This window comes from Sorangium sp. So ce128 (assembly GCF_051525245.1).
Classification (GTDB): Bacteria; Myxococcota_A; Polyangia; order Polyangiales; family Polyangiaceae; genus Sorangium; species Sorangium cellulosum_B.
Genome location: NZ_CP150313.1, coordinates 9,999,220 through 10,019,242 on the forward strand (window position 1 = coordinate 9,999,220; position 20,023 = coordinate 10,019,242).

Annotated in this window: 18 protein-coding genes; 7 read left to right on the top strand and 11 right to left on the bottom strand. The window is 72.5% G+C overall.

Annotated features, from left to right (window positions below; genetic code table 11):
• Positions 1–144: 144 nt before the first annotated feature.
• Positions 145–1,062: a prephenate dehydratase gene (locus tag WME82_RS37905; protein WP_437741370.1), complete on the bottom strand. Its 918-nt coding sequence runs from the start codon at positions 1,060–1,062 to the stop codon at positions 145–147.
• A 550-nt stretch (positions 1,063–1,612) separates the two neighbouring features.
• Between WME82_RS37905 and WME82_RS37910 the strand changes: the two genes are divergently transcribed.
• Positions 1,613–2,254, top strand: a complete 642-nt coding sequence (locus WME82_RS37910; RefSeq protein ID WP_437852722.1) for an RNA polymerase sigma factor — start codon at positions 1,613–1,615, stop codon at positions 2,252–2,254.
• Positions 2,255–2,266: 12 nt separating this feature from the next.
• On the opposite strand, the gene WME82_RS37915 is transcribed toward WME82_RS37910, so the two are convergent.
• Positions 2,267–2,713, bottom strand: a complete 447-nt coding sequence (locus tag WME82_RS37915; protein ID WP_437741372.1) for a helix-turn-helix domain-containing protein — start codon at positions 2,711–2,713, stop codon at positions 2,267–2,269.
• A gap of 342 nt (positions 2,714–3,055) precedes the next feature.
• Here WME82_RS37915 and WME82_RS37920 point away from each other — a divergent pair, with 342 nt between their 5' ends.
• Positions 3,056–3,652: a hypothetical protein gene (locus WME82_RS37920; protein ID WP_438039312.1), complete on the top strand. Its 597-nt coding sequence runs from the start codon at positions 3,056–3,058 to the stop codon at positions 3,650–3,652.
• A 48-nt stretch (positions 3,653–3,700) separates the two neighbouring features.
• Here the strand turns inward: WME82_RS37920 and priA are convergent, their stop codons facing one another.
• Positions 3,701–6,145, bottom strand: a complete 2,445-nt coding sequence (gene priA, locus WME82_RS37925; protein WP_438039313.1) for a replication restart helicase PriA — start codon at positions 6,143–6,145, stop codon at positions 3,701–3,703.
• A gap of 479 nt (positions 6,146–6,624) precedes the next feature.
• Between priA and WME82_RS37930 the strand changes: the two genes are divergently transcribed.
• Positions 6,625–7,224 (top strand): DUF2231 domain-containing protein, encoded by a 600-nt coding sequence (locus WME82_RS37930; protein WP_438039314.1) that lies wholly within the window; start codon positions 6,625–6,627, stop codon positions 7,222–7,224.
• Positions 7,225–7,288: 64 nt separating this feature from the next.
• On the opposite strand, the gene WME82_RS37935 is transcribed toward WME82_RS37930, so the two are convergent.
• Entirely contained in the window at positions 7,289–8,755 is a 1,467-nt protein-coding gene (locus WME82_RS37935; protein WP_438039315.1) for a serine/threonine-protein kinase, read from the bottom strand.
• Positions 8,756–8,926: 171 nt separating this feature from the next.
• Here WME82_RS37935 and WME82_RS37940 point away from each other — a divergent pair, with 171 nt between their 5' ends.
• The 4 genes from WME82_RS37940 (at position 8,927) to WME82_RS37955 (ending at position 13,705) form a co-directional block, all read left to right on the top strand.
• Complete coding sequence (locus WME82_RS37940; RefSeq protein ID WP_438039316.1) at positions 8,927–9,925, top strand: helical backbone metal receptor; 999 nt, start codon at positions 8,927–8,929, stop codon at positions 9,923–9,925.
• 104 nt (positions 9,926–10,029) lie between these two features.
• Entirely contained in the window at positions 10,030–10,296 is a 267-nt protein-coding gene (locus WME82_RS37945; RefSeq protein ID WP_012239660.1) for an acyl carrier protein, read from the top strand.
• Entirely contained in the window at positions 10,293–12,098 is a 1,806-nt protein-coding gene (locus WME82_RS37950) for a fatty acyl-AMP ligase (RefSeq protein WP_438039317.1), read from the top strand. The genes WME82_RS37945 and WME82_RS37950 overlap by 4 nt, the downstream gene beginning before the upstream one ends.
• Positions 12,099–12,307: 209 nt before the next feature.
• Complete coding sequence (locus tag WME82_RS37955; RefSeq protein ID WP_438039318.1) at positions 12,308–13,705, top strand: MFS transporter; 1,398 nt, start codon at positions 12,308–12,310, stop codon at positions 13,703–13,705.
• 57 nt (positions 13,706–13,762) lie between these two features.
• On the opposite strand, the gene WME82_RS37960 is transcribed toward WME82_RS37955, so the two are convergent.
• The 7 genes from WME82_RS37960 to WME82_RS37990 all read right to left on the bottom strand — a co-directional run bounded on the left by WME82_RS37960 (position 13,763) and on the right by WME82_RS37990 (position 20,018).
• Entirely contained in the window at positions 13,763–14,368 is a 606-nt protein-coding gene (locus WME82_RS37960) for an HAD family hydrolase (protein WP_438039319.1), read from the bottom strand.
• Between the two features lie 111 nt (positions 14,369–14,479).
• The gene (locus tag WME82_RS37965) at positions 14,480–15,787 is read right to left on the bottom strand and encodes a hypothetical protein (protein ID WP_438039320.1); all 1,308 of its coding nucleotides are present in this window, start codon (positions 15,785–15,787) and stop codon (positions 14,480–14,482) included.
• Positions 15,784–16,701, bottom strand: a complete 918-nt coding sequence (locus tag WME82_RS37970; protein WP_438039321.1) for a hypothetical protein — start codon at positions 16,699–16,701, stop codon at positions 15,784–15,786. Before WME82_RS37970 ends, WME82_RS37965 begins: the two co-directional genes overlap by 4 nt.
• On the bottom strand, positions 16,698–17,531 hold the full coding sequence (locus WME82_RS37975; RefSeq protein ID WP_438039322.1) for a hypothetical protein: 834 nt from the start codon (positions 17,529–17,531) through the stop codon (positions 16,698–16,700). The genes WME82_RS37970 and WME82_RS37975 overlap by 4 nt, the downstream gene beginning before the upstream one ends.
• Positions 17,506–18,315, bottom strand: a complete 810-nt coding sequence (locus WME82_RS37980; protein WP_437764501.1) for a ParA family protein — start codon at positions 18,313–18,315, stop codon at positions 17,506–17,508. Before WME82_RS37980 ends, WME82_RS37975 begins: the two co-directional genes overlap by 26 nt.
• A 352-nt stretch (positions 18,316–18,667) precedes the next feature.
• Positions 18,668–19,147: a hypothetical protein gene (locus WME82_RS37985; RefSeq protein ID WP_438039323.1), complete on the bottom strand. Its 480-nt coding sequence runs from the start codon at positions 19,145–19,147 to the stop codon at positions 18,668–18,670.
• A gap of 100 nt (positions 19,148–19,247) precedes the next feature.
• Positions 19,248–20,018, bottom strand: coding sequence for a hypothetical protein (locus tag WME82_RS37990; protein WP_438039324.1), 771 nt, complete (start codon positions 20,016–20,018; stop codon positions 19,248–19,250).
• Positions 20,019–20,023 lie beyond the last annotated feature (5 nt).

The following is a 20,023-nucleotide window of genomic DNA, read 5'->3' on the forward strand; positions in this document are numbered from 1 at the left end:
GGCGTTGTTGTCCCCGCGCGTGGGGGCGCCCACGCGACGAGCGGCTGGCGCGCGTCCGCCGCCGGTGGACTCGCGGTCATCCGACGCACCGGCCGCGCCGCGCGGCGCCCGCGCGGCGATCGTCATCGCGTCGGCCCGGGGCGCCTACTCGTACTTCTGGCTGACGCGGAACGAGCCGAGCGAGCGTACGCCCGTCGCGTGCTGCTCGAGCAACGCGAGGGCTTCCTTGAACGCAGGCTCCTCCGTGCTGCCCTCGCACTCGACGAGGAAGAGGTACTCTTCAGGGCTGTCCGGCAGCGCGCGAGAGACGATGCGCGTGAGGTTGATGTGGTGTCTCCCGAGCGCGGAGAGCGCCGCGACCAGGGCGCCCGGGCGGTGGTCCAGCCCGAACAGGAGCAGCGTCCGCCCCCCCGAGGCCGGCGGCTCCGCGACCTTCCCGACGATGAAGAAGCGCGTGATGTTCTCGCCCTTCGCGCCGAGCTTCGGCACGAGGATCTCCAGCTTGTAGATGGCCGCCGCTCCCTTGTTGCCGATCGCGCAGGCCTCGCCGTCCTGCGCCGCGCGCTCGACCGCCTCGGCGGTGCTCTCGGCCTCGAGGATCTGCGCGTCAGGGTAGGTCTCGCGCAGCCAGTCGCCGCAGTGCTTGAGCGGGACGAAGTGCGAGTAGATGCGCTTCGGCGCCACGCCCGCCCTGCCGAGGAGCGACAGCGTGACGTGCAGCGAGAGCTCCTCGCACACGACGAGCGCGGCGCCCGTGCCCTCGCGGCGGATCAGCTGATCGACGGTGTCGTAGATCGGTCCGCCCACCGCGTTCTCGATGGGCACGACGCCGTAGGTCGCCGCGCCGCCGGCCACGGCGTCGAACACCTCCGAGATGGTGCGCCGGGGCGTGAGCTCCGCGCTCGCGCCGAAGCGCCGGGACGCGACCTCGTGGCTGAACGTCCCGGGCCGCCCGAAGTAGGCGACCCGCTGGCGCGCCGCCGGGGCCCCTGCCGCGTCGCTCGCCGCGGGCGCCGCGTCGTCGCCGCGCGCCGTCCCTGGCTTCCCCGCGTCAGCCGACATGAGCGACGGGCGCCTCGCCAGCGCCCGCGCGGACGGTCGCGACACGCCCCCCGCAGGGCGCGCCGCTCCGCCGTGGGGCCGGCATCCTTCGATGGAAGCTGTGCATCGAGCGCCGCCTGTCTACCGGCGCGATGCGGCGGCGTCCAGCGAGGAAAGCGGCGGCGTCTCGCGTGTCTCGCCTGTCTCGCCTGTCTCGCCTGCCTACCCGCGCGATGCGGCGCCCGCCGCCGCGGTGCACCAGGCAGCCGCCGAGCCCGCCCGTGCGTCGATCACACCCCAGCAGCCGGGCGGGAGCACCATCGTGGCCGACGATGCCGGAAGGCCCCTGGCGCGGTTCGGGTGAGGAACGATCGTTACATCCCGAGAACCATCGTCAAGCGGCGCTTTCCCGAGCGATTCGGCCTGCATGCGCGCAGTTGCGCATGCGGAGGGTGGCGCAGGAGACGACCACATGCCCATACATTCGACCACTTTTTCGATCGAATTTCGCCTGTGATCGCCCCGACCAGTTTTTGCAAGTTCCGTTTCTTGTGATAACGATCGTTACGCGATGTCGGGAACGGGGCGTGGAGGCCACGGTTCAGGGCCGCCGAACGACAGAGAAGGGGCCTACTGGCGGATCTTCAACAAGAAAACGATCGTGCTCGTGCGGCGATGGCTTCGCCTCCTGGGGGTTCCGCGCCGGGATCGCTGGGACATCGCCCAGAACGTGATGCTCGCGGCGCATGAGAGCTTCGGGAACTACGATCCGGAGCTCGGGCCGTCCGACCGCTGGCTGAACAAGATCGCTGTCCACGCCGCGTCCCACTACGGGCTGCGCGAGCGGCGCCGGAGGGAGGAGCCGTTGCCTGACGACTTCGACGCAGAGCTCGACGAGCCCTCGGCCGAGGAGCAGATCATCTCGGCGTGCGATCGCCTGTTCGCGCGCGCGGTCCTGCGCGAGCTCGACGCCGAGTTCGGCGCGATCCTCATGGCCCACGACATCGAGGGCGTCCCCATGGCGGACTTCGCGAGCCGGGCGGGAGTCCCCCTCTCGACGGCGTACAAGCGGCGGAGCCGGGCGCTCGCCGCGTTTCAGCAGCTGGCCACGCGGCGCCTCGCGTCGATGCCCGGCGCAGAGGCGCGGGGCGGCGGCCGGCCGGAGTCCGGCGCTGGGCCGCCTCGCGTCGCGGGCTGCTCCGCGCGGACGTGACGGCTCAGGGGCTCATCGCCCGCGCCGGCTCGATGACGAGGGAGCGGAGCCGCGCGACCCGCGCTCCTCGGACCGAGGCCGCGAGCGGAGCCGCGCGCGCTCCGGATCCTCGTTGATGAGCGCGAGGATGGCCTGCTTCTTCGGCGAGTCGTCGGGCTCGATCAGCAGGAAGAGGAGCGCCTCCTGGAGAGCCTCGGGCGCGCGATCGAAGCGATCGGCGACGACCGCGGAGACCGGGCTCCTCCCGTCGCCGGGCAGGAGGAGCCGAGCATCGCAGTTGAGCCCCTGTGCGATGAGCGCCAGCGCGCCGAGCCCGAGATCGCGCTCTCCGCGCTCGACCTGCCGCAGGTAGGTCGCCGAGAGGCGCGCTTTCTCGGCGAACTCGGCGTAAGTGAGCCCGTGCAGCTGCCGGAGCACGCGAATGGCTCGACCGACCTCCTTGGGAAGCGCATCGCTCATGGCCGGCGCAGCCTATCAACTCCCGCCGCAGCCGGAAAAGGACGATCGCACGTTTCTCCCTGCATTCGCGCGGGGGCGCACGTCGATGTCGGTTACTTACTATAACTGATTCAGCTCCTCCAAGAGCGCCCGGGAGTGCGAGTTCTCGCGCCTCTCGATCGCTATGCCGGTGAGGAGGGGCGCTTGGCCGCAGCCCGGATCGACGCGGGGTCAGCGTCGGTTGCGTCGGTTGTGTCGGTTGCAGCCTCAGGGCGCTTCTGTCATTCCTGGCGCGTTCGCTGGCAGGATGTGCGCTGGTTCGAGCGCGTGTCTCGGCCCCTTCGGGGGACGGCAAGGGGTTCGATGATCCGTCTGGAGCTTTCAGGAGAGCACACCCGGCTGCACTCGACGCTGTGCGCCCAGTGCCCGCAGGGCCCCGCGGGGTGCTGCGTCAGCCCGCCCGAGCTCGACTGGACGGACATCGGGCGCATCGTCTCCCTCGACGGCCGTGGCTGGCTGCTCGAGCAGATCGCCGCAGGCAACCTGCTCCCCGTGAGCCGCGGACTCGAGCTCCGGCGCGTGCGGAAGCGGGAGGAGCGCACGGCCCCGCGGCAATCGAAGTGCGTCTATCACGGCGCGCGCGGCTGCTCCGTCCCCGCCGAGCGGCGGGCCGCGACATGCAATTACTTCCTCTGCGAGGACGCCTTCGCCGAGCGCACGGACGGCCAGACGGATCCTGCGTCCGCCGAGAGCCGCCGGGCGCACGCGCTCCTCCGCGACGTCTACGACCGCTGGGACCGTGAGCTCGCCGAGGCGGTCGCGTCCCGCCCGGAAGGGCCGACGTGGGACGCGGCGTTCCTCGACTGGCTGGGCGCGGAGTTCGAGCGGCTCTCGCGCGCGTCGCGCGACGAGCTCGGCGAGCTCACCGCGCCTGGCCTCACCGCGCGTGGATCTGGATAGAGAGCGTCGCTGGCGCGGCGAGCGCGCCCGTCTCCCAGGGATCACCCGTCACAGCATGGCGACCGGATCCACGTCGATGATCACCCGGGCGTTCCGGTCAAGGCCATCCCTTATCAGCCCGGCCAGCGCCGCGAGCGCCCCCCGGAGCGGACCGCGCTCGCGCGCCCGGAGGAGCACCCGGAACCGGTAGCGCCCGCGCAGCCGCGCGATCGGCGCCGCCGACGGGCCGAGCACCTCGACGCGCCGGGCGACCCCCTCGGGGCAGGTGCGGGCGTGGGCCGCGAGCTTCGCCGCGGCGCCGCGCCCCACGCTCTCGTCGACCGCGTCGATCCGGAGCAGCGCGAGGCGCGTGGCGGGCGGATAACCCACCTCCTCGCGGTCGCGGATCTCCCGCTCGAGAAAGCCAGGCACGTCGTGCGCCGCGGCGAACGCGATGGCCGGGTGCTCGGGGTTGCGCGTCTGGATGAGCACACGGCCGGGGCGGTCGCGCCGCCCAGCGCGCCCGGCCACCTGCACGAGCAGCTGGAAGCCGCGCTCGGCCGCGCGGAAGTCGGGCAGCCCGAGCGCGGCGTCGGCGTTCACCACGCCGACCAGCGTCACGTTGGGCAGGTCATGGCCCTTCGTGACCATCTGCGTGCCGACCAGGATGTCGATCTTGCCCTCGCGCATCCTCGCGAGGATCGCCTGCGAGCGATCCTTGCCGGCGACGTCGCGATCGAGGCGCGCCACGCGCGCCTCCGGGAACGAGCCGGCGATCGTGGCCTCGAGCCGCTCGGTGCCGAGCCCCTCGAGCAGCAGGTTCCGCGCGCCGCACGCGCCGCAGCGGTCCGGCAGCGGCCCCGCATAGTCGCAGTAGTGGCAGCGCAGCCGCCCCCCCTCCGGCCGCTCGTCGAGCGGCGCCGCGGGCGCGGGCGCGCCGCCCGGCGAAGGCGGGCGCGCGTCGCGGCGCCGCCCGCGGTGGTACGTCAGCGCGACCGAGCAGGCGTCGCACGTGGTCAGCGTCCCGCACGAGCCGCAGACGACGCTCGGCGCGAAGCCGCGGCGGTTCAGGAAGAGGATCGCCTGCTCCTTCGCCGCGAGCGTCTTCTCGAGCGCGCGGTGCAGCGGCAAGGAGATCAGCGGATCGCCCGAGGGGCCGGCGCGGAAGCGGCGGAGATCGACGAGGGAGACCTCGGGGAGGCTGGCCTCGCGGTGCGCGCGGTCCGGCAGGCGCAGCTCGGCGAGCTTGCCGCGGCGCACCAGCGCGACGGACTCGATGGAAGGGGTCGCGGAGCCGAGCACGCACACCGCCCCCGCGCGGTGGGCGCGGAGCAGCGCCATGTCGCGCGCGTGGTAACGCACGCCCTCCTCCTGCTTGAACGAGCCGTCGTGCTCCTCATCGACGAGGATGAGGCCGAGGTCCGGCACCGGCGCGAACAGCGCGGAGCGCGCCCCGATGGCGACGCGCACCTTGCCGACGTGGAGGCTCGCCCACATCGCGTGGCGATCGGCGTCGCTCAGCCCGCTGTGCAGCACGGCGAGCTCGTCGCCGAAGCGGGCGCGGAAGCGCGCGACGAGCTGCGGGGTGAGGGCGATCTCCGGCACCATGACGAGCGCGCCGCGGCCCCGGTCGAGGCAGCTCTTGATGGCGCGCAGGTACACCTCGGTCTTGCCGGAGCCGGTCACGCCGAAGAGGAGGAACGCGCTCGGCCGCGGCTCCTGCCCGACGGGCCGCGGCTCCTGCCCGGCGGGCCGCGGCTCCTGCTGGGCGATCGCAGGGTGCTCCCCTCCCCCGGACGGCGCGAGCGCCGCGAGCGCCGCGTCGATGCGCGCCGCGGCCTCGGCCTGCGCCGCGTTGAGCTCGGGGGGCACGTCGCGCTCCTCGGCGCGGCGGAAGAACGGGTCGCGCGGCGGCTCGCGCTCGTCCAAGGCGACGAGGTTGCGCTCGGCGAGCTTCTTCAGGGCGCTGCGCGCGTTGCCGAAGCGCTCCTCGATCCGCGCGACCGGCTGCTCGCCGTTCGCCCGGAGCAGCGCGAGCACCGCCGCGGCCTGCCCGCGGAGCGTGCCGGGCTCCTCGACGACGTCGGTCGCGCTCGCGTACGCGACCTTGCGGCCGCCGACCTGCTTGGCGCGGCCGAGGTCGAGGACGCCGTCGAGCTCCCCCTGGGCCTTGAGCGCGCGCACCTGCTCGCGCTCGATCGCCGGCAGCGCGAGGCGGAGCACCTCGCCGATCGGCGCGAAGTAGTAGGCGGCGAGCTCCTGCAGGAAGGCGAGCAGCTCCGCTGGCAGCGCCGGACGCGCGTCGACGAGCGCCGCGAGCGGCTTGATCTTGGACGGATCGATGGCCGCGCTGCGCTCGCTGACGGCGAGCACCACGCCGAGCAGCTTGCGCCGATGGAACTCGCAGAGGACGCGCGCCCCCGGTCGGACCTCGCCGGCGAGCGCGGCAGGGACCTCGTAGGTGAAGGCCTGCGAGAGCGGGACGGGCACCGCGACATCGGCGAGGAGGGGCATCGCTCCGGAGGGCCGCGCGTGGCGCGGCACGGGCGAGATACCAGAGAACGCCGCCCAGGACGAGGAACGCAGGGCGTGCGCGCGGGCGCCGCGCCGGGCCCGCAAAGGAAAGACTCCAAAAAAAAAGCGCCGCCGGGGCCTCGGGGGGGGGAAGGCCGCGCCGGCAGCGCTGGCCGGACATAGAGCACCGTCCATGCCATCCGCGGGATTCGCGATTCGAACGTATTTCACTTCAGATGGGGCGCTCGCTGGTTTCGAACCTGAAATTTCGGCAGAGCACCATTGCAGAAGCGAACTGAGCGGCCTGCTCGAGCATCACAGAGGCACGCGCCGCGGGAGGGGGTGGGAACGCCGGACCCGCTCCCGCGAGGTCCGCCGATTGCTCGGGATCCGGTCAGGGGTTCACCGCTGGACGGTCGGCGGGGCGGGCGCCATGCGCTGGAAATCCGCGCAGCCACGCGCCTCGGAGGAGGGGGAACATGATCGGAACCGCAGTCTTGGGGGGAATCGAGGAGCAGGACTGGATCGACCGGATCGCCGACCCGCTTCAGCGCGGCATCCAATCCGTCCTGAGGCGAGCGCCCACGGTCGCCAAGGTGCTGCATGGCAAGTTCCTCGGGCACCCCTTGCACCCGGTGCTGGTGACCATCCCCATCGGCGCCTGGTCCTGCGCGCTGGTGCTCGATCTCGCCGGCATCGGCCGCAGGCGGCGTCGTCTCCATCGGGGAGCGGACGCGACCGCGGCCATCGGCCTCGGCGGGGCGCTCGTGGCCACCTTCGCCGGGCTCGCCGACTGGAGCACCACCCTCGGCCCCGCGAAGCGGATCGGCTTCGTCCACGGCGCCGTGAACCTCGCGATCGCCGGCCTGTACGGCGCCTCGCTCGCCTCCCGGGCGATCGGGCTGCGGCCGCTCGGGATCGCTCTGTCGACCGCGGGGTTCGGCCTCGCGGGGGCAAGCGGCTGGCTCGGCGGAGAGCTCATCTACCGCTACGGCGTCGGCATCGGCAACGACGCGTGCGAGCGGAGGCCGGAGATGCAGGTGCCCGTGCCCGAAGCGCCGATCGCCGACGCGGGCTGACGGCGACGGGCGCCGGCGCGCCGGACGGGCGCGAGATACGACGTTCTCCTCGACCGAGCGGGCGCTAGCGCGCCGCGAGATAGCAGCCCGCGATGACGAGCGCGGCGAGGGCGAACAGCAGCGCGCAGTGCACGAGCCATGGCACGAGCCGGCGCTGCTGCGGGCAAGCGAGCGGAGGCTGCGCCCTGGCCCGGGGCGGCGGCTCGGCCAGGGCCAGCGCGGCGGGCTCTGCGCCCTGCGCGCCGGCCGCCCTCGCGGGCAGCGCGGCGGCCTCCATCGCCGGCGGCGCTGCCATCGCCATCGCCTGCGGCGCTGCCATCGCCATCGCGCCCTGCGCGCCGATGTCCATCGCGCTCGGCGTGACGGCCTCCCTCGCGCTCGGCGCGATGGCCACGGCCGCGATCGGCTCGATCACCGCAGGCGGACCGAGCTCCAGCGCGCGCACAGCGCGCTCGCGCGCCCGGCGGGGCGCGACCAGCTCCGCACCGAAGTTGTCGCGCAGCCACGCCCCGAAGCGCAGCGGGCTCGCCGTCAGCTCGGCCGCCGCCGCGTAGGCGGCGATGTCCTGGAGCATCGCCGCCGCGCTCGGGTAGCGCTCGTCGGGCGCGACCGCGAGCGCCCGCGCCACGATCGCGTGGAGCGCCGCCTCGTCGGGGAGCCCGCGCTCCACGAGCGGCGGGATCGACGCGCGCCGCGCGAGCTCGAGCAGATCGCCCCGCGCCGCCTCCTTGGAGAGCGCGGCGCCGGGGCTCGCGCTGTACATCCGCCGGCCGGCGAGCAGCTCCCAGAGCAGGATGCCCGCCGCGAAGACGTCGGATCGCGCGTCGAGCGCCTCGCCCCGGGCCTGCTCGGGGCTCATGTAGCCGGCCTTGCCCTGCAGCGCCTCGTCCATGGCTCCGCAGCGCTCGTGCGCGCGGGCGATGCCGAAGTCGCAGAGCTTGATCTCGCCCTCGAAGCTCAGGAGCACGTTCGACGGCGAGACGTCGCGGTGCACGACGCCCTTCCGGTGGGCGTACGCGAGCGCCTGGAGCGCCTCGGCGATGATCAGCAGCGAGAACGCGACCGGGAACTTCACCTTCTGGCGCGCGCAGCGGCGGAGCAGCTCGCGCAGGTCGAGGCCCTCGACGTACTCCATCGCGATGAAGAGCGAGCCGTCCTCGCGGCAGAGGTCCTCGACCTGCACGATGGACGCGTGGCGCAGCCCCGCCGCGAGCCTGGCCTCGCTCGCGAGCATCTCGACGAAGCGCGGGTCGTGCGCGAACCTCGGGGCGACCTCCTTGATGGCGACGAGGCGCGCGGCGCCGAGGTCCGTGCGCACCCGGGCCAGGTAGAGATCGGCCATCCCTCCCTGGCCGATGTGATCGAACAGCGTGTAGCGGCCGATCTGGCACGGCAGCAGCCGCCCCCCGCGGGGCGCCGCGCGGCGGCGGGGAGTGTCCTCGCGCGCGGCGCCGAGGGGGAGAGCGGGCAGGCCGGAAGGCGGGTACGGGAGCGTGCCTCCGCGACGCACATCGAGGCGATCGATCTGCACGAGCCGTCGTCGCAGACTTCGCCCGGGCGGGCCAACTAAGTGGACGCGGCGCTGTTCAGGCCCTGGGGCGCGCAGCTCAGGCGCGGCGCAGTCCACGTCAGTTCACGTCAGTTCACGTCAGTCCACGTCAGTTCACGTGCAGCGCGCGCGGCGGCGGGCTACATCCGGCGCATGGCGTTCAGCGCAGGCTGGGGACCGGCCTTTGCCGGGTCGTTCATCCGCATCGTCGACGACCGGGGGCGCAAGCACGAGTGGCGCTCCCCTCCGGGGCGCATCGTCTCGCTCGTGCCGAGCGACACCTACTCGCTCCTCCGGCTCGGCGCCCGGGATCGGCTCGTCGGCCGCACCCGCTACTGCGTCGCGCCCGCCGGGGACGTCGAGGGCATCGAGCTCGTCGGCGGCACGAAGGACGCCGACGTCGACCGCATCGCCGCGCTCGACCCCGACGTCGTCGTCGCGAACCAGGAGGAGAACAGCAAGCGCGACATCGAGCGCCTCGACGCCGCGGGGCTCCGGGTGCTCGTCTCGTTCCCGAAGCGGGTCGCCGACGGCGTGGCGCACCTCGCCCGGCTGGCGCGCCTGCTCGGGCACGCCGCGGCGAGGCCCGGCGCGCCCGCGCCCTCGGCGAACGTGGAGCACGGCGCCCCGGGCCAGCCGCCGCCGGCCGCGGCGCGCGAGCAGGTCGCGGCCGCCTACCGCGCCCACGCCGCGGCCGAGGCGCGGCGCCGCGAGCGCCCGCCGATCCGCGCCTTCGTCCCGATCTGGATGGACCCGCTGATGACCGTCCACGGCGACACGTTCCTCTCCGACGTGCTCGATCTCGTGGGCGCGCAGAACGTCTTCGAGGATCGGCCCCGGCGCTACCCGCTCGCGGCCGACCTGGGCAAGGCGCCGCCGCTGCCCCCCGAGCGCGTCCAGGGCCGCGACCTCCGCTACCCCCGCGTGACCCTCGACGAGGTGATCGCCCGCGCCCCGGAGCTCGTCCTGCTGCCCGATGAGCCGCACGCCTTCACCGACGCCGACGCGGCAATATTTCGCTCCCTCGACATCCCCGCTGCCCGCCGTGGCCACGTGATCAGGTGCGACGGCAAGGACCTCATGTGGTACGGCGCGCGGGCGCTCGAGGGGCTCAGTCGGCTGCGCGAGATCGTCGACGCCGCCCGTCCCTGATGCACGCGCGATCGTCGGGTCAGGGGGTACGACGCCGAAATCCCGCGGCCTTGCGGCCGAGCAAGCCCCTCCTCGCCACGCCGCAGTTGGGGTAGGAACGTAGGATGACGTGGACACGGGAGACGTTGCGGGCAGAGATCATCCAGCTCCTGGAAGGACACACGGCCGGCGAGGTAAAGATCGAGGAGTCGAGCCACCTCGTCGCCGACCTCAGCCTCGACTCGCTGGGAGTGATGGAGATCGTCGCGGATATGGAGGATAAGTTCGACCTCTCGATCCCCGACGACATGTTGCGCGAGGTCGACACGGTCGCCGACGTCGTCAAGGCCATCGAGCTCCGGCTCAAGAACGAAGGAAGGCTCTCGGGATGACGGCTGTTTGGAAACCGCGGACGGTCGCGCAGGCGATCGAGGACGCAGCGGCAAGCACGAAGACGGGCTATCGCTTCATCGAGGAGTCCAGCGAGAACGAGCCGTTCTTCACGCACGGGGGCGTCGAGCGGGCCAGCGCGCGCTTCGGCGGCGCGCTCCAGGCGCTCGGGCTCCAGAAGGGCGATCGCGTCGCGTTGATCCTGCCGGACAACGCCGATTTCATCTTCGCCTTCCTGGGCGCGATCCGCGCGGGCGTCATCCCGGTGCCCATCTACCCGCCGACCGGCCTCGGCAAGCTGACCGGCTACCTCGAGAACACGCTGCACATCGTCGCGAAGAGCGGCGCCAAGGTGCTGCTCACGAGCGCCGAGATCAAGCGGATGCTCGGCACGATCCAGGCGCAGGCGCCGGCGCTCGAGCAGATCGTGGCGGTGGAGGGCCTCCGGGGCGCCCGCGAGGAGCTCAAGCCGGTCAAGGTCGAGCTCGACGACGTGTGCTTCCTCCAGTTCACGAGCGGCTCGACGTCGCGCCCGAAGGGCGTGGTGCTCACGCACGCGAACCTGGCGTCCAACGTGCGGGCGATCGTGGATCTCGGCCTGGCGGTGCGCGAGTCCGTCGACACCGGCGTGTCGTGGCTGCCGCTCTACCACGACATGGGGCTCATCGGCTTCGTGATCGCGCCGCTCTACTACGTCAACACGATCACGTTCCTGCCGCCGCTCCTGTTCCTGAAGCGCCCGGTGCGCTGGCTGGAGACGATCACGCGCCACCGGGGCAACGTGTCGTTCGGCCCGAACTTCGCCTATGCGCTCTGCGTGAAGCGGATCCGAGAGCAGGAGATGGCGGGGCTGGATCTCTCGACGTGGCGGGTCGCCGGGTGCGGCGCCGAGCCGATCCGGGCCGACAACCTGCGCGCGTTCGCCGAGAAGTTCGCGCCGGTCGGGTTCGACGAGAAGGCGTTCGTCTGCTCGTACGGGATGGCCGAGAGCACGCTGGCGGTGTCGTTCAGCGCGCTCGGGGCCGGGCTGCAGACCGACGCGGTGGACGGCGAGACGCTCTGGAAGGAGGGCAAGGCGACGCCCGTCCCGGCCGACGGCGAGGGCGCGTCGTCGCTCGTGCAGTGCGGGTCGGCGTTCGAGGGGCACGAGATCGCGGTCTTCGCGTCGGACGACGCGGAGAGCGCCCGCCCGCTCGGCGATCGCGAGGTCGGCGAGCTCCGGCTGCGGGGCCCGAGCGTGATGCCGGGCTATTTCAACGACCCGGATCTCACGAAGGAGGCGTTCGCGGGCGGCTGGCTGCGGACCGGCGATCTCGGGTACCTCGCGGAGGGCAAGGTCTATATCTGCGGGCGCTCGAAGGAGGTCATCATCGTCAACGGGCGCAACTACTACCCGCAGGATCTCGAGTGGGAGGCGAGCCGCGTCTCCGGGGTCCGCAAGGGCAACGTGATCGCGTTCGGGACGATGAAGCCGCACAACGACCGCGAGCGCGTGGTCATCGTCTTCGAGACCCCGGCGTCGGACGAGCAGGAGAAGCAGGCGCTGAAGGGCGAGGTGCGCCGCGTCGTCCAGCAGGCCATGGGGCTCACCGTCGATGACGTGGTGGCGGTCGGGGCGGGCATCCTGCCGAAGACCTCGAGCGGGAAGCTCCAGCGGAGCAAGACGCGGGAGCTCTACGAGAACGGGGAGCTGCTGATCCGCAGCTCGTCGCGTGAAGGGGACCGGCTGGACGCGGCGAAGGAGTTCGCCAAGAGCCAGATCAACTTCTTCCGCCACGCGATCTTCCGCGGGCGCGGGGGGTGATCCTGGAGGGGCCTCGGAAGGGGCCCCCTGGAGATCTCCGGGGCTGCCTCACGGCAGCTGACCGCGGCTCTCGCGGGTAGCTCTCAGGACAGCAACACGTCACTGCACGCGCTTCGACCTCACGGACGGAGTTCGAGCGAGCGGGCGCGCGGGGGAAGCGCGAAGGCATGGCCGCTCGTGCGGGGGGCCGTTATCGTCGAAGGGCGTCCATGCCCGTGTGGCTCAATCAGCTGCTGCCGATCCTGCTCCTGCTCGCGGCCATCGCGGTCGTCATGCGGCGGCTGCCGAAGATCGATCTCGGGCACTCGGAGGAGTTCCGGCGCCGGCGGTTCTTCAACTGGTTTCCGCTCGGGCTCACGTACGCCTTCCTCTACATGGGGCGGTACAACCTCTCCGCCAACGCGCCGGAGCTCGACGCGCTGCACCTCCTCAGCAAGCGCGAGTTCGGGAACATCGACGGCTGGGGCTCGGCCGTTTACGGGGTCGCCTTCCTGCTGAACGGGCCGCTCACCGACCGCTGGGGCGGGCGCGTTACCATCCTGATCGCCGCGGGCGGATCCGCGCTCATGAACGTCCTGATGGGCGTGGCCGTCCGCCTCGCCCAGGAAGGGCGGCTCGACCACAGCGCCGCCATCACCGCGATGACGGTGCTCTTCTCCGCCAACATGTACTTCCAGAGCTTCGGCGCCGTATCCATCGTCAAGGTCAACGCGCCCTGGTTCCACGTCCGCGAGCGCGGGATGCTCGGCGGCGTCTTTGGTATCCTGATCTCGCTCGGGCTCTATTTCGCCTACGACTGGAGTCGATTCGTCGCCAGGCACCTGCCGATGCCGTGGGTGTTCCACGTCCCCGCCCTGCTGCTGCTCGGCTTTCTGGTGCTCGACGTCTTCCTCATCCGCGACACGCCGGGCCAGGCGGGGTTCCAGGACTTCGACACAGCTGACGCGTCCTCGGGCGACACCGGCGGGCGCCTGGGGGCAATCGCGGTCGCACGGCGCATGTTCTCGCAGCGGGTCATCTGGATCATCGTCGCCATCGAGTTCTGCAGCGGCTTCCTCCGCAACGCCGTCATGAAGTGGTACCTCGTCTTCGCCGACAAGACCGGGCTCAAGGGCTTCGTGTCGGCGCACTGGGGCGTGCTCCTCTGCATCGCCGGCATCCTGGGCGGCGTGTTCGCCGGCTTCATCTCCGATCATGTATTCGATTCGCGCCGGGGCCCGGTGGCCTCGGTGCTGTATGCAGGCCTCGTGCTCGGCGCGGTCATCGTCCTCTTCACGCTGAGCTTCCCCATCGCCGGGTGGACCGTCGTGTTCATGTCCCTCTGCGTGATCGGCGTCCACGGCATGCTGTCCGGAACCGCGAGCATGGATTTCGGCGGGAGGAAGAACGCCGGCGTCGCGACTGGCATCATCGACGGCTTCGTCTACCTGGGCACCGCGGCGCAATCGTTCCTTTACGGGAGCATCCTGCCCTCGGGCGACGCGGCGAAGGACCCGGGGAACTGGATGCCATGGCCCGCGGCCATGCTCCCGGTCGCGCTCGTCGGCTTCGCGCTGGCGACGCGGGTGTGGAACGCGCGGCCCGAGCGGCGCGCGGCGGCCCACTGACGCGCGGCCTCCACGCGAGCCAGGCGAGGTATCCCCCGCCGGCCCTCTCCGCCCCACTCACCCACGCTCGGCGGCGAGCGCCCGGGGATCGACGAACACCCACGGCATGCCCGCCGCCTGCGCGGACTGGATCCCCAGCGCGGCGTCCTCGAAGACCAGGCACCGCGCGGGCTCGACGCCCAGGCGCTTCGCCGCCTCGAGGAACGGGTCGGGCGCCGGCTTGGGCCGCGCGTAATCCTCCGCCGCGACGACCACGTCGATGTACCCGCGGAGGCCCAGGAACTCCAGCGTCCGTTCCACCGACGCCCGTGGGCTCCCCGAGACGACGGCGCGCTTCACGCGCGGAGGAGCGTCGCGGAGCGCGGCGACGACCTCAGGCACGCCTCGCACCGTCGGTATCAGGCGGTGGTACGCCGCTTCCTTCGCCGCGAAGACCTCGGCCACCGGCATCCGCAGCCCGTACTTCCCGTTCAGGCACTCGACGATCCGGTCGGTCGGCATACCCGCCCAGCCGTAGAAATCTTCGCCGGAGAACTCGCACCCATGCGGGGCGAGCGCCTCGAGCCACGCCTGGTAATGGACCGGCATGGAGTCCGCGATCGTCCCGTCGCAATCAAAGAGATAAGCGACAAACGAGCCTGAGGGGAATACAAGTCCTGGCATAGGCCGCACCTAGTAGCATATCGGCAGGCCTCCCGCTGGTGCGCCGGCCCTCCCGGAGAGCTCGCCGTTCAAAACCTCAGGCTTCGTTTTGCTCGCGGGCGAACGAGATCGTCACCACCTGTCCTCGACCGCCTCCACCCGCACCTCGCACGCGCCATCGCCCCTGAGCGGCGACTTCGTCTCTTGCACGCGAAACCGCGTCCCCATCTTGAACAGCCCGCCATAGGTCTCGGCGTCGATCGGCCGCACCGTCCCGAAATCGACGCGGTGCAGGAGCTGCATGATCGCGAGCGCCGTCCCCTGTTGAAACAGGAGCCGCCCCCGCGCCGTGGGCCCGTGCTTCATGGCGTAATACGCGCTCTCGTGCGTGATCGGCGCCCGCAGCACGAGCGCCCGGCCCGGCTGGAACTCCGGCGCGGAGAGCGCCCCCCAGCCGAGCGCGCGGGCGAGCCCGAGCAGCTGCTCCAGGCGCTCGTGCTGATCCCTGCCCACCGGACCGCACGCCGCCTCGAACGACGAGGACGAGAGCATCCCCCCGAGCAGGTGGAACGCGCCCGTCTGCGCCGCCTCCCGCACGAGCGCCTCGAACCCCGGGACCAGCTCGGGAGACCGCCGCTCGATGAGGTGCACCGTGTCGAACGTCTTCTGATCGATGTACCCCACCGGCAAGAGCGCCAGGTTCACCCCGTACGCCGAGATGAGCCCGCGCTCGTCGGACCGCAGCGCCCCGAGCTCCTCGAGCATCGCGCCCTCGACGCGCTGCGCCCGCGAGAGCGGCCCGCCCTCGGGCTCCCAGCGCACCCGCGCCGACTCGATCTGCTTGCGCGTCAGCGCCTCGCCGAAGCGCGGCCGCTCCGACCGCCTCGTCAGCAGGAAGGTGCAAGTCGCGTCACCCCGCGCGACGCACGTCACCTCGTCGGCGTCGAGCCGCCCCCAGTCGGACGGGAACGCGAGGCTCGCCGCGGCCGCGCAGTAGCCCGAGGCGAACGCGTCCACCGCCAGCCGGTTCTGGATCCGACCGCCGTACTTCGCGAGGAAGCTCGTCCCGTGGAAGAGCGAGTCCGCGTGCACCGCGCCGCCCTCCGCGCTCACCTCGAACCGCAGACGCCCCTGCCCCATCGCGGCGAACAGCTCGCCCGCGAGCTCGAGCTTCTCCCGCGGCGACGCCCCGTGGCGGTCCTCGTACAGCGGCCCGAGCAGCGCGTGCGCCGCCTCGAACGCCGCCTGCCGGCGCACGCCGCGGCTCTCCCCGCCGAGCGCGTCGAAGATCGTCTGCTCCAGGAAGAGCGCGAAGTGGTGGGAGTGCGTGATCACCAGCTGATCCGCCACGTGGAGCAGCCCGTGCGGGACGATCGGGCCGACCAGATCGCCGAGCGGGCCGTCGATGCGGCCCCGCAGGCCGTGCCGGAGCGCCGTCACAGGAGCCTCCGCAGCGCGGCGCGCTCCAGGCCGAGGATGTCCGCGACCGCCGTCTCGACGAGCACCATCGCCTCCGCGCCGAGCCCGTCGGGGTGCTCGAGCGCGAGCGGCGTCAGCCCGGCGCGCAGGGCGAGCCGGAGCCGCGCCACGTGAGGCTCCGGCGCGCGCGCCTCGAGCAGCGCGAGCAGCCGCTGGATCCGCGCGACCTCGGCCGACGGCGGATCGACGGGCGGCGGCGTCCCGCCCGTCCGGCGCGACGGGATGCTGGACGAGCCCCTCGGCGGCGCCGAGCGCGCGACGCCCCGCACGAGATCGTCCACCGTGTCCGCGCTGAGCGGCTCCTCGAAGAGCCCCGAGGGGTCGCTCAGCATCTCCTCGGGCGGCTCCTCGAGCGGCAGCTCGGGCGCGAGCGTCGCGGCGAGCCGCTGCGCCACGAGCCGCGCCATGCCGAGCGGCATCGTGCCGTCGAACAGGCTCGCGACGACGCACGCGCGGACGCGGCGCAGGAGGACGGTCCGGCCGCTCAGCTCGAGCGTGACCACGGGGTCCGGGAGCTCCTCCGCGCGGCCCTGCGAGCGCGGCGGCTTGCTCGACGACCGCGCGCCGCGGCTGCGGGCGGGGCGGATCGAGCCCTCCCGCTCCGGGACGAGCCGCTGCGCGGCGAGCTGGCTCCCGAGGTACGCGTCGCGCAGCCCCGCGGCCACGTCGCTCGGAGAGAGGGCCGCGCCCTCGCGGACGAACACGGCGTGGACGCGCGCGTCGCCGAGGTGGAACACGACGATGGCGTCGAGGCCGCCGACGCCGTAGCCGATGCCGTCGAGCGCGATCGGCGCGAGCGGGTCGTCGTCGTCCAGCGCGCCCGCGCCGGCCGCGACGCCACGACCGAACGAGGGCTCGCCGTGCTCCGCGCTCACCCGACGACCCCGACAGCGGCGTCGATCGCGTGCCGGCACGCGATCCGGACGGCGTGCGCCTCGCGCGGCGTGAGCGGGCCCGGGCGCATCAGGCCGACGATGTACGCGGCGGAGCGCACCTGGAACCCGATGAGCTGGAAGAACGGCCCGTCGCCGACGCAGAGCTCGAAGCGCTGCGACGGGGCGCCGGGCAGCGCCGCGACGAGCGAGCCGATCGCCGACGCGATGAGGCCCGAGGCGGCGAGCCTCGCCTCCGTGTCGCGGATCGCGCCGGCGAACGGGAGCCCGGCCGCGTCCGCGAGGAACACGTCCGTGGCGCCCGTCGCCTCGGCGATCCACTCGATCACCCGCTCGCAGCGGGCGACCGGCCCGCCCGCCGCGGCGAGGTCCGGGAAGCGCGGCGCGCGGCCCGCCGAGAGCGCCTCGATGGCGCCGTCGAGCCGCTCCTCGAGGGGCTCGCGCGCCGCCGCGAACGAGGGCGGCGAGCCCAGAGGCCGCAGGTCGAGCGGCGAGCCGCGCCGCGAGTCGACGTCGTCGGCCGACGAGGGCAGCGCGCCCCGGAGCCCGAGCTCGCCGCCCACGCCCGCGCCCGACAGGGGCAGGAGGTCGCTCGAGGGCGCGAGCTCCTCGAACGACGGCGAGAGCGGCGACGAGGACGTCGGCTCCGGCTCCGCCCGCGAGGACGGCGGCCGGGACTCGAACGACACGAGCGGCTCGGCCGCGGGCGCGACCGACGCCGCCCGCGGCCTCCGCGACCTCGACCGCTTGACCAGCGCCGCCGCGGTGACGACGGCGCCGTCGACATCAAAGGAGGAGCGAGATCGGGCCATCGTCATCGTCCGGCGAGGTGGGGTCCAGGCGAACCAGCACGTCGTTCGCGAGCTGATCGAAGACGCGCGCGAGCGGCGGAGGGCGCTTCTGCATGAGCAGGAGCGGCGCCCCGCGGAGAGACGCCTCGAGGAACGCCTCGTCGCGCGGGATGACCGTGTCGAGGATGATCCCGTCGGGGAACTTCGTCCAGAGCGTCTCGGCGACGTCGAGCGACGCGGACGCCTGCCGGTCGAACATCGACAGCACCATGCCGAGCAGCGACAGGTGCGGGTTCTTCTCGGCGCGGACGCGATCGATCACCGCGAGCAGCTGGCCGACCGATCGGAGCGCGAGCGGCTCGGCCTGGAGCGGCAGGAGCGCGTGCGTCGCCACCTCGAGCGCCCGCGTCGTGACCTTGCCGAGCCCCGCGGGGCAATCGACGACCACGATGTCGAAGTCCGGCGAGAGCCGCGCGAGCACGCTCGGGAGCACGGGCCCGCGGGCGAGCGCGTCCTCGAAGCCAGCGACGGTCGTGGGATCGACCCGGCCGACGGTGAGCACCTGGAGCTGCGGCTCGCGCGTCCGGAGCAGCACCGACTCGAGCCGCTCGGCGCCCGTGAGCAGCTCCGCGACGCCCGGCCGCGCGCGATCCGCGAGGCCCAGCGACAGCCCGAGGCTCCCCTGAGCGTCGAGCTCCAGGATCAACGCGCGGTTGCCCGCGCGCCCGAGGGCAAGCCCGAGGTTGAGGGAAATCGTGGTCTTTCCGACGCCGCCCTTCTGGCTCGCGACCGCGATGACGTGCATGGACTCCCTGACGGCGCGCAGCGATGGCGCCCAGGGGGCATCCTAACAGGACGGATGCCGCCCGAAACCAGTCTCGACTTGGCCACGTTTCTCGTGGAGATCGCCGGCGTCCTTGCCTCGATGACCGGCCTGCGGTGGTCGGCGCTCGTGCGCCGTGCTGGCTGGGCCAATCCGCGCACGCCGCCGCAGCGGGTGACGGGAAGCCGGAGGCGCTTCGGAGCGGTTCAGCGCGCGCACGCAGGCGACCTGAGCTCGGGCGGCATCGACGGGCGTCGGACGGCGCCAGGCTCGGGGTCGTGGCACGGGCGGGACCGGCCACGCCCGCGGGGGCGGCGCTGGTCGGTGCACGCGCTCACTCGGGGATCGATTGACAGGGGGATATCAGCGTCGGCTCACCGACTTTCAGCGAAGCTCCGTCGTGCTCGACCAGCAGATAGCTGATCTGTCGACCACAGGTGTTATACTCCGCGAGGTCGATCACGACCTCCTCCGAGGCCCCGGTGCCCTTCAGGGTCAGGGTCAGCGTGACGGTGCTGTCCTTCGTGCTCGGCACGATGCCGTACGAGCAGAGATACCGCGCCGGGAGCGACGTCGGGCACCCTCCCAGGTGCACGTCGAGCTCCCCCGAGCGGTCTCCCTCGGCCAGGACGACCACGGCGGGCTCCGCCTCTGGCGTCGAGCCGCTGATCCCGAGGATGAGCCTCGGCCAGATGCTGCGCTCACATCTGCCATTGCAGCGGCTCGCCCCGCCCGCGGAGCCGTCTCCCTCCGACGGCCCCGCGCCGCAACCGACGACCAAGACGCAAGCAATGGCGCTCAACCCAATTTTCATGCTCACCTGACGCGTGGTTATGGTCTTCTTCAGCGCTTGGCAGCACCGGCATGAGGAGCAAGCGAAGACGGTCCGCCAAGGCCTGACGTTCACCCGACTCTCAGTTACCATCCTTCAGCGCTCGGCAGTGCCTGGCCAGCCCCGGATCAGTGAAGCTGCACATGTGTGGGCATTGCTGGGTTACCGCGTTCAACCGGACCTGCGGTCCCGCGCCCGAACCGGCGTCGCGCAGGCAGCAGTCCTGTCCTGGCACATCCGACGTGCAGGTGACCGTCGTGCCGTCTTCCCTGCCGCACTGGCATTGATGGACAGACATGCTCCCGTCGCCGCTCCCTCCCCCGGAGCAGCCGAGGCTCTGCATGGGCTGGTCCGGGAACGAGGCGGAGATGTCCATCACCATCGGCCGCCCCTCCGCCCATTCCTCCAGGTCCAGCGGGACGTCCGCCAGCGTGACCGTCCCCGAAATCGCCGTGTAGACCCGCCTCTTCTCCCAGCCGCGCACCTCGATCAAGCGCACGAGCGCGCTGTCCCGGTGCTCAGGCAAGCCGTCCCCTCCGCTCATCTGCGGGACGATGTTGAAGGCGCCGGAGCGCGCGCTGTTCGCCGTGACGGAGAGATACCAGAAGTCCCCCTCGGTGGTCTCCGATCCAGAGTACAAGCTGCACGGCGCGTCGATCCCCCCCTGATGAACGGCAGCGCGCACGATCGCTCCGTCCGGCGGCTCGGCCCTGTAGGAGAGGGAGAAGGTCGCCGACTCGCCATCGAGCGACGCAAGCACCTGCTTCCAGTCTCCCTGCGGCGTTTCAGCGCCACCGCAGCCGGCCAAACAGCCATAGACAACCATACCCGCCGCCGTCCACCCGCTCTTCATGAGGT

What these genes read in the sequence shown, in the direction of transcription:
- WME82_RS37905 (WP_437741370.1), bottom strand. Translation starts at nt 1,062, where the DNA reads ATGTCGGCTGACGCGGGGAAGCCAGGGACGGCGCGCGGCGACGACGCG.
- WME82_RS37910 (WP_437852722.1), top strand. Translation starts at nt 1,613, where the DNA reads ATGTCGGGAACGGGGCGTGGAGGCCACGGTTCAGGGCCGCCGAACGAC.
- WME82_RS37915 (WP_437741372.1), bottom strand. Translation starts at nt 2,713, where the DNA reads ATGAGCGATGCGCTTCCCAAGGAGGTCGGTCGAGCCATTCGCGTGCTC.
- WME82_RS37920 (WP_438039312.1), top strand. Translation starts at nt 3,056, where the DNA reads ATGATCCGTCTGGAGCTTTCAGGAGAGCACACCCGGCTGCACTCGACG.
- priA (WP_438039313.1), bottom strand. Translation starts at nt 6,145, where the DNA reads ATGCCCCTCCTCGCCGATGTCGCGGTGCCCGTCCCGCTCTCGCAGGCC.
- WME82_RS37930 (WP_438039314.1), top strand. Translation starts at nt 6,625, where the DNA reads ATGATCGGAACCGCAGTCTTGGGGGGAATCGAGGAGCAGGACTGGATC.
- WME82_RS37940 (WP_438039316.1), top strand. Translation starts at nt 8,927, where the DNA reads ATGGCGTTCAGCGCAGGCTGGGGACCGGCCTTTGCCGGGTCGTTCATC.
- WME82_RS37945 (WP_012239660.1), top strand. Translation starts at nt 10,030, where the DNA reads ATGACGTGGACACGGGAGACGTTGCGGGCAGAGATCATCCAGCTCCTG.
- WME82_RS37950 (WP_438039317.1), top strand. Translation starts at nt 10,293, where the DNA reads ATGACGGCTGTTTGGAAACCGCGGACGGTCGCGCAGGCGATCGAGGAC.
- WME82_RS37955 (WP_438039318.1), top strand. Translation starts at nt 12,308, where the DNA reads ATGCCCGTGTGGCTCAATCAGCTGCTGCCGATCCTGCTCCTGCTCGCG.
- WME82_RS37960 (WP_438039319.1), bottom strand. Translation starts at nt 14,368, where the DNA reads ATGCCAGGACTTGTATTCCCCTCAGGCTCGTTTGTCGCTTATCTCTTT.
- WME82_RS37975 (WP_438039322.1), bottom strand. Translation starts at nt 17,531, where the DNA reads ATGGCCCGATCTCGCTCCTCCTTTGATGTCGACGGCGCCGTCGTCACC.
- WME82_RS37980 (WP_437764501.1), bottom strand. Translation starts at nt 18,315, where the DNA reads ATGCACGTCATCGCGGTCGCGAGCCAGAAGGGCGGCGTCGGAAAGACC.
- WME82_RS37985 (WP_438039323.1), bottom strand. Translation starts at nt 19,147, where the DNA reads ATGAAAATTGGGTTGAGCGCCATTGCTTGCGTCTTGGTCGTCGGTTGC.
- WME82_RS37990 (WP_438039324.1), bottom strand. Translation starts at nt 20,018, where the DNA reads ATGAAGAGCGGGTGGACGGCGGCGGGTATGGTTGTCTATGGCTGTTTG.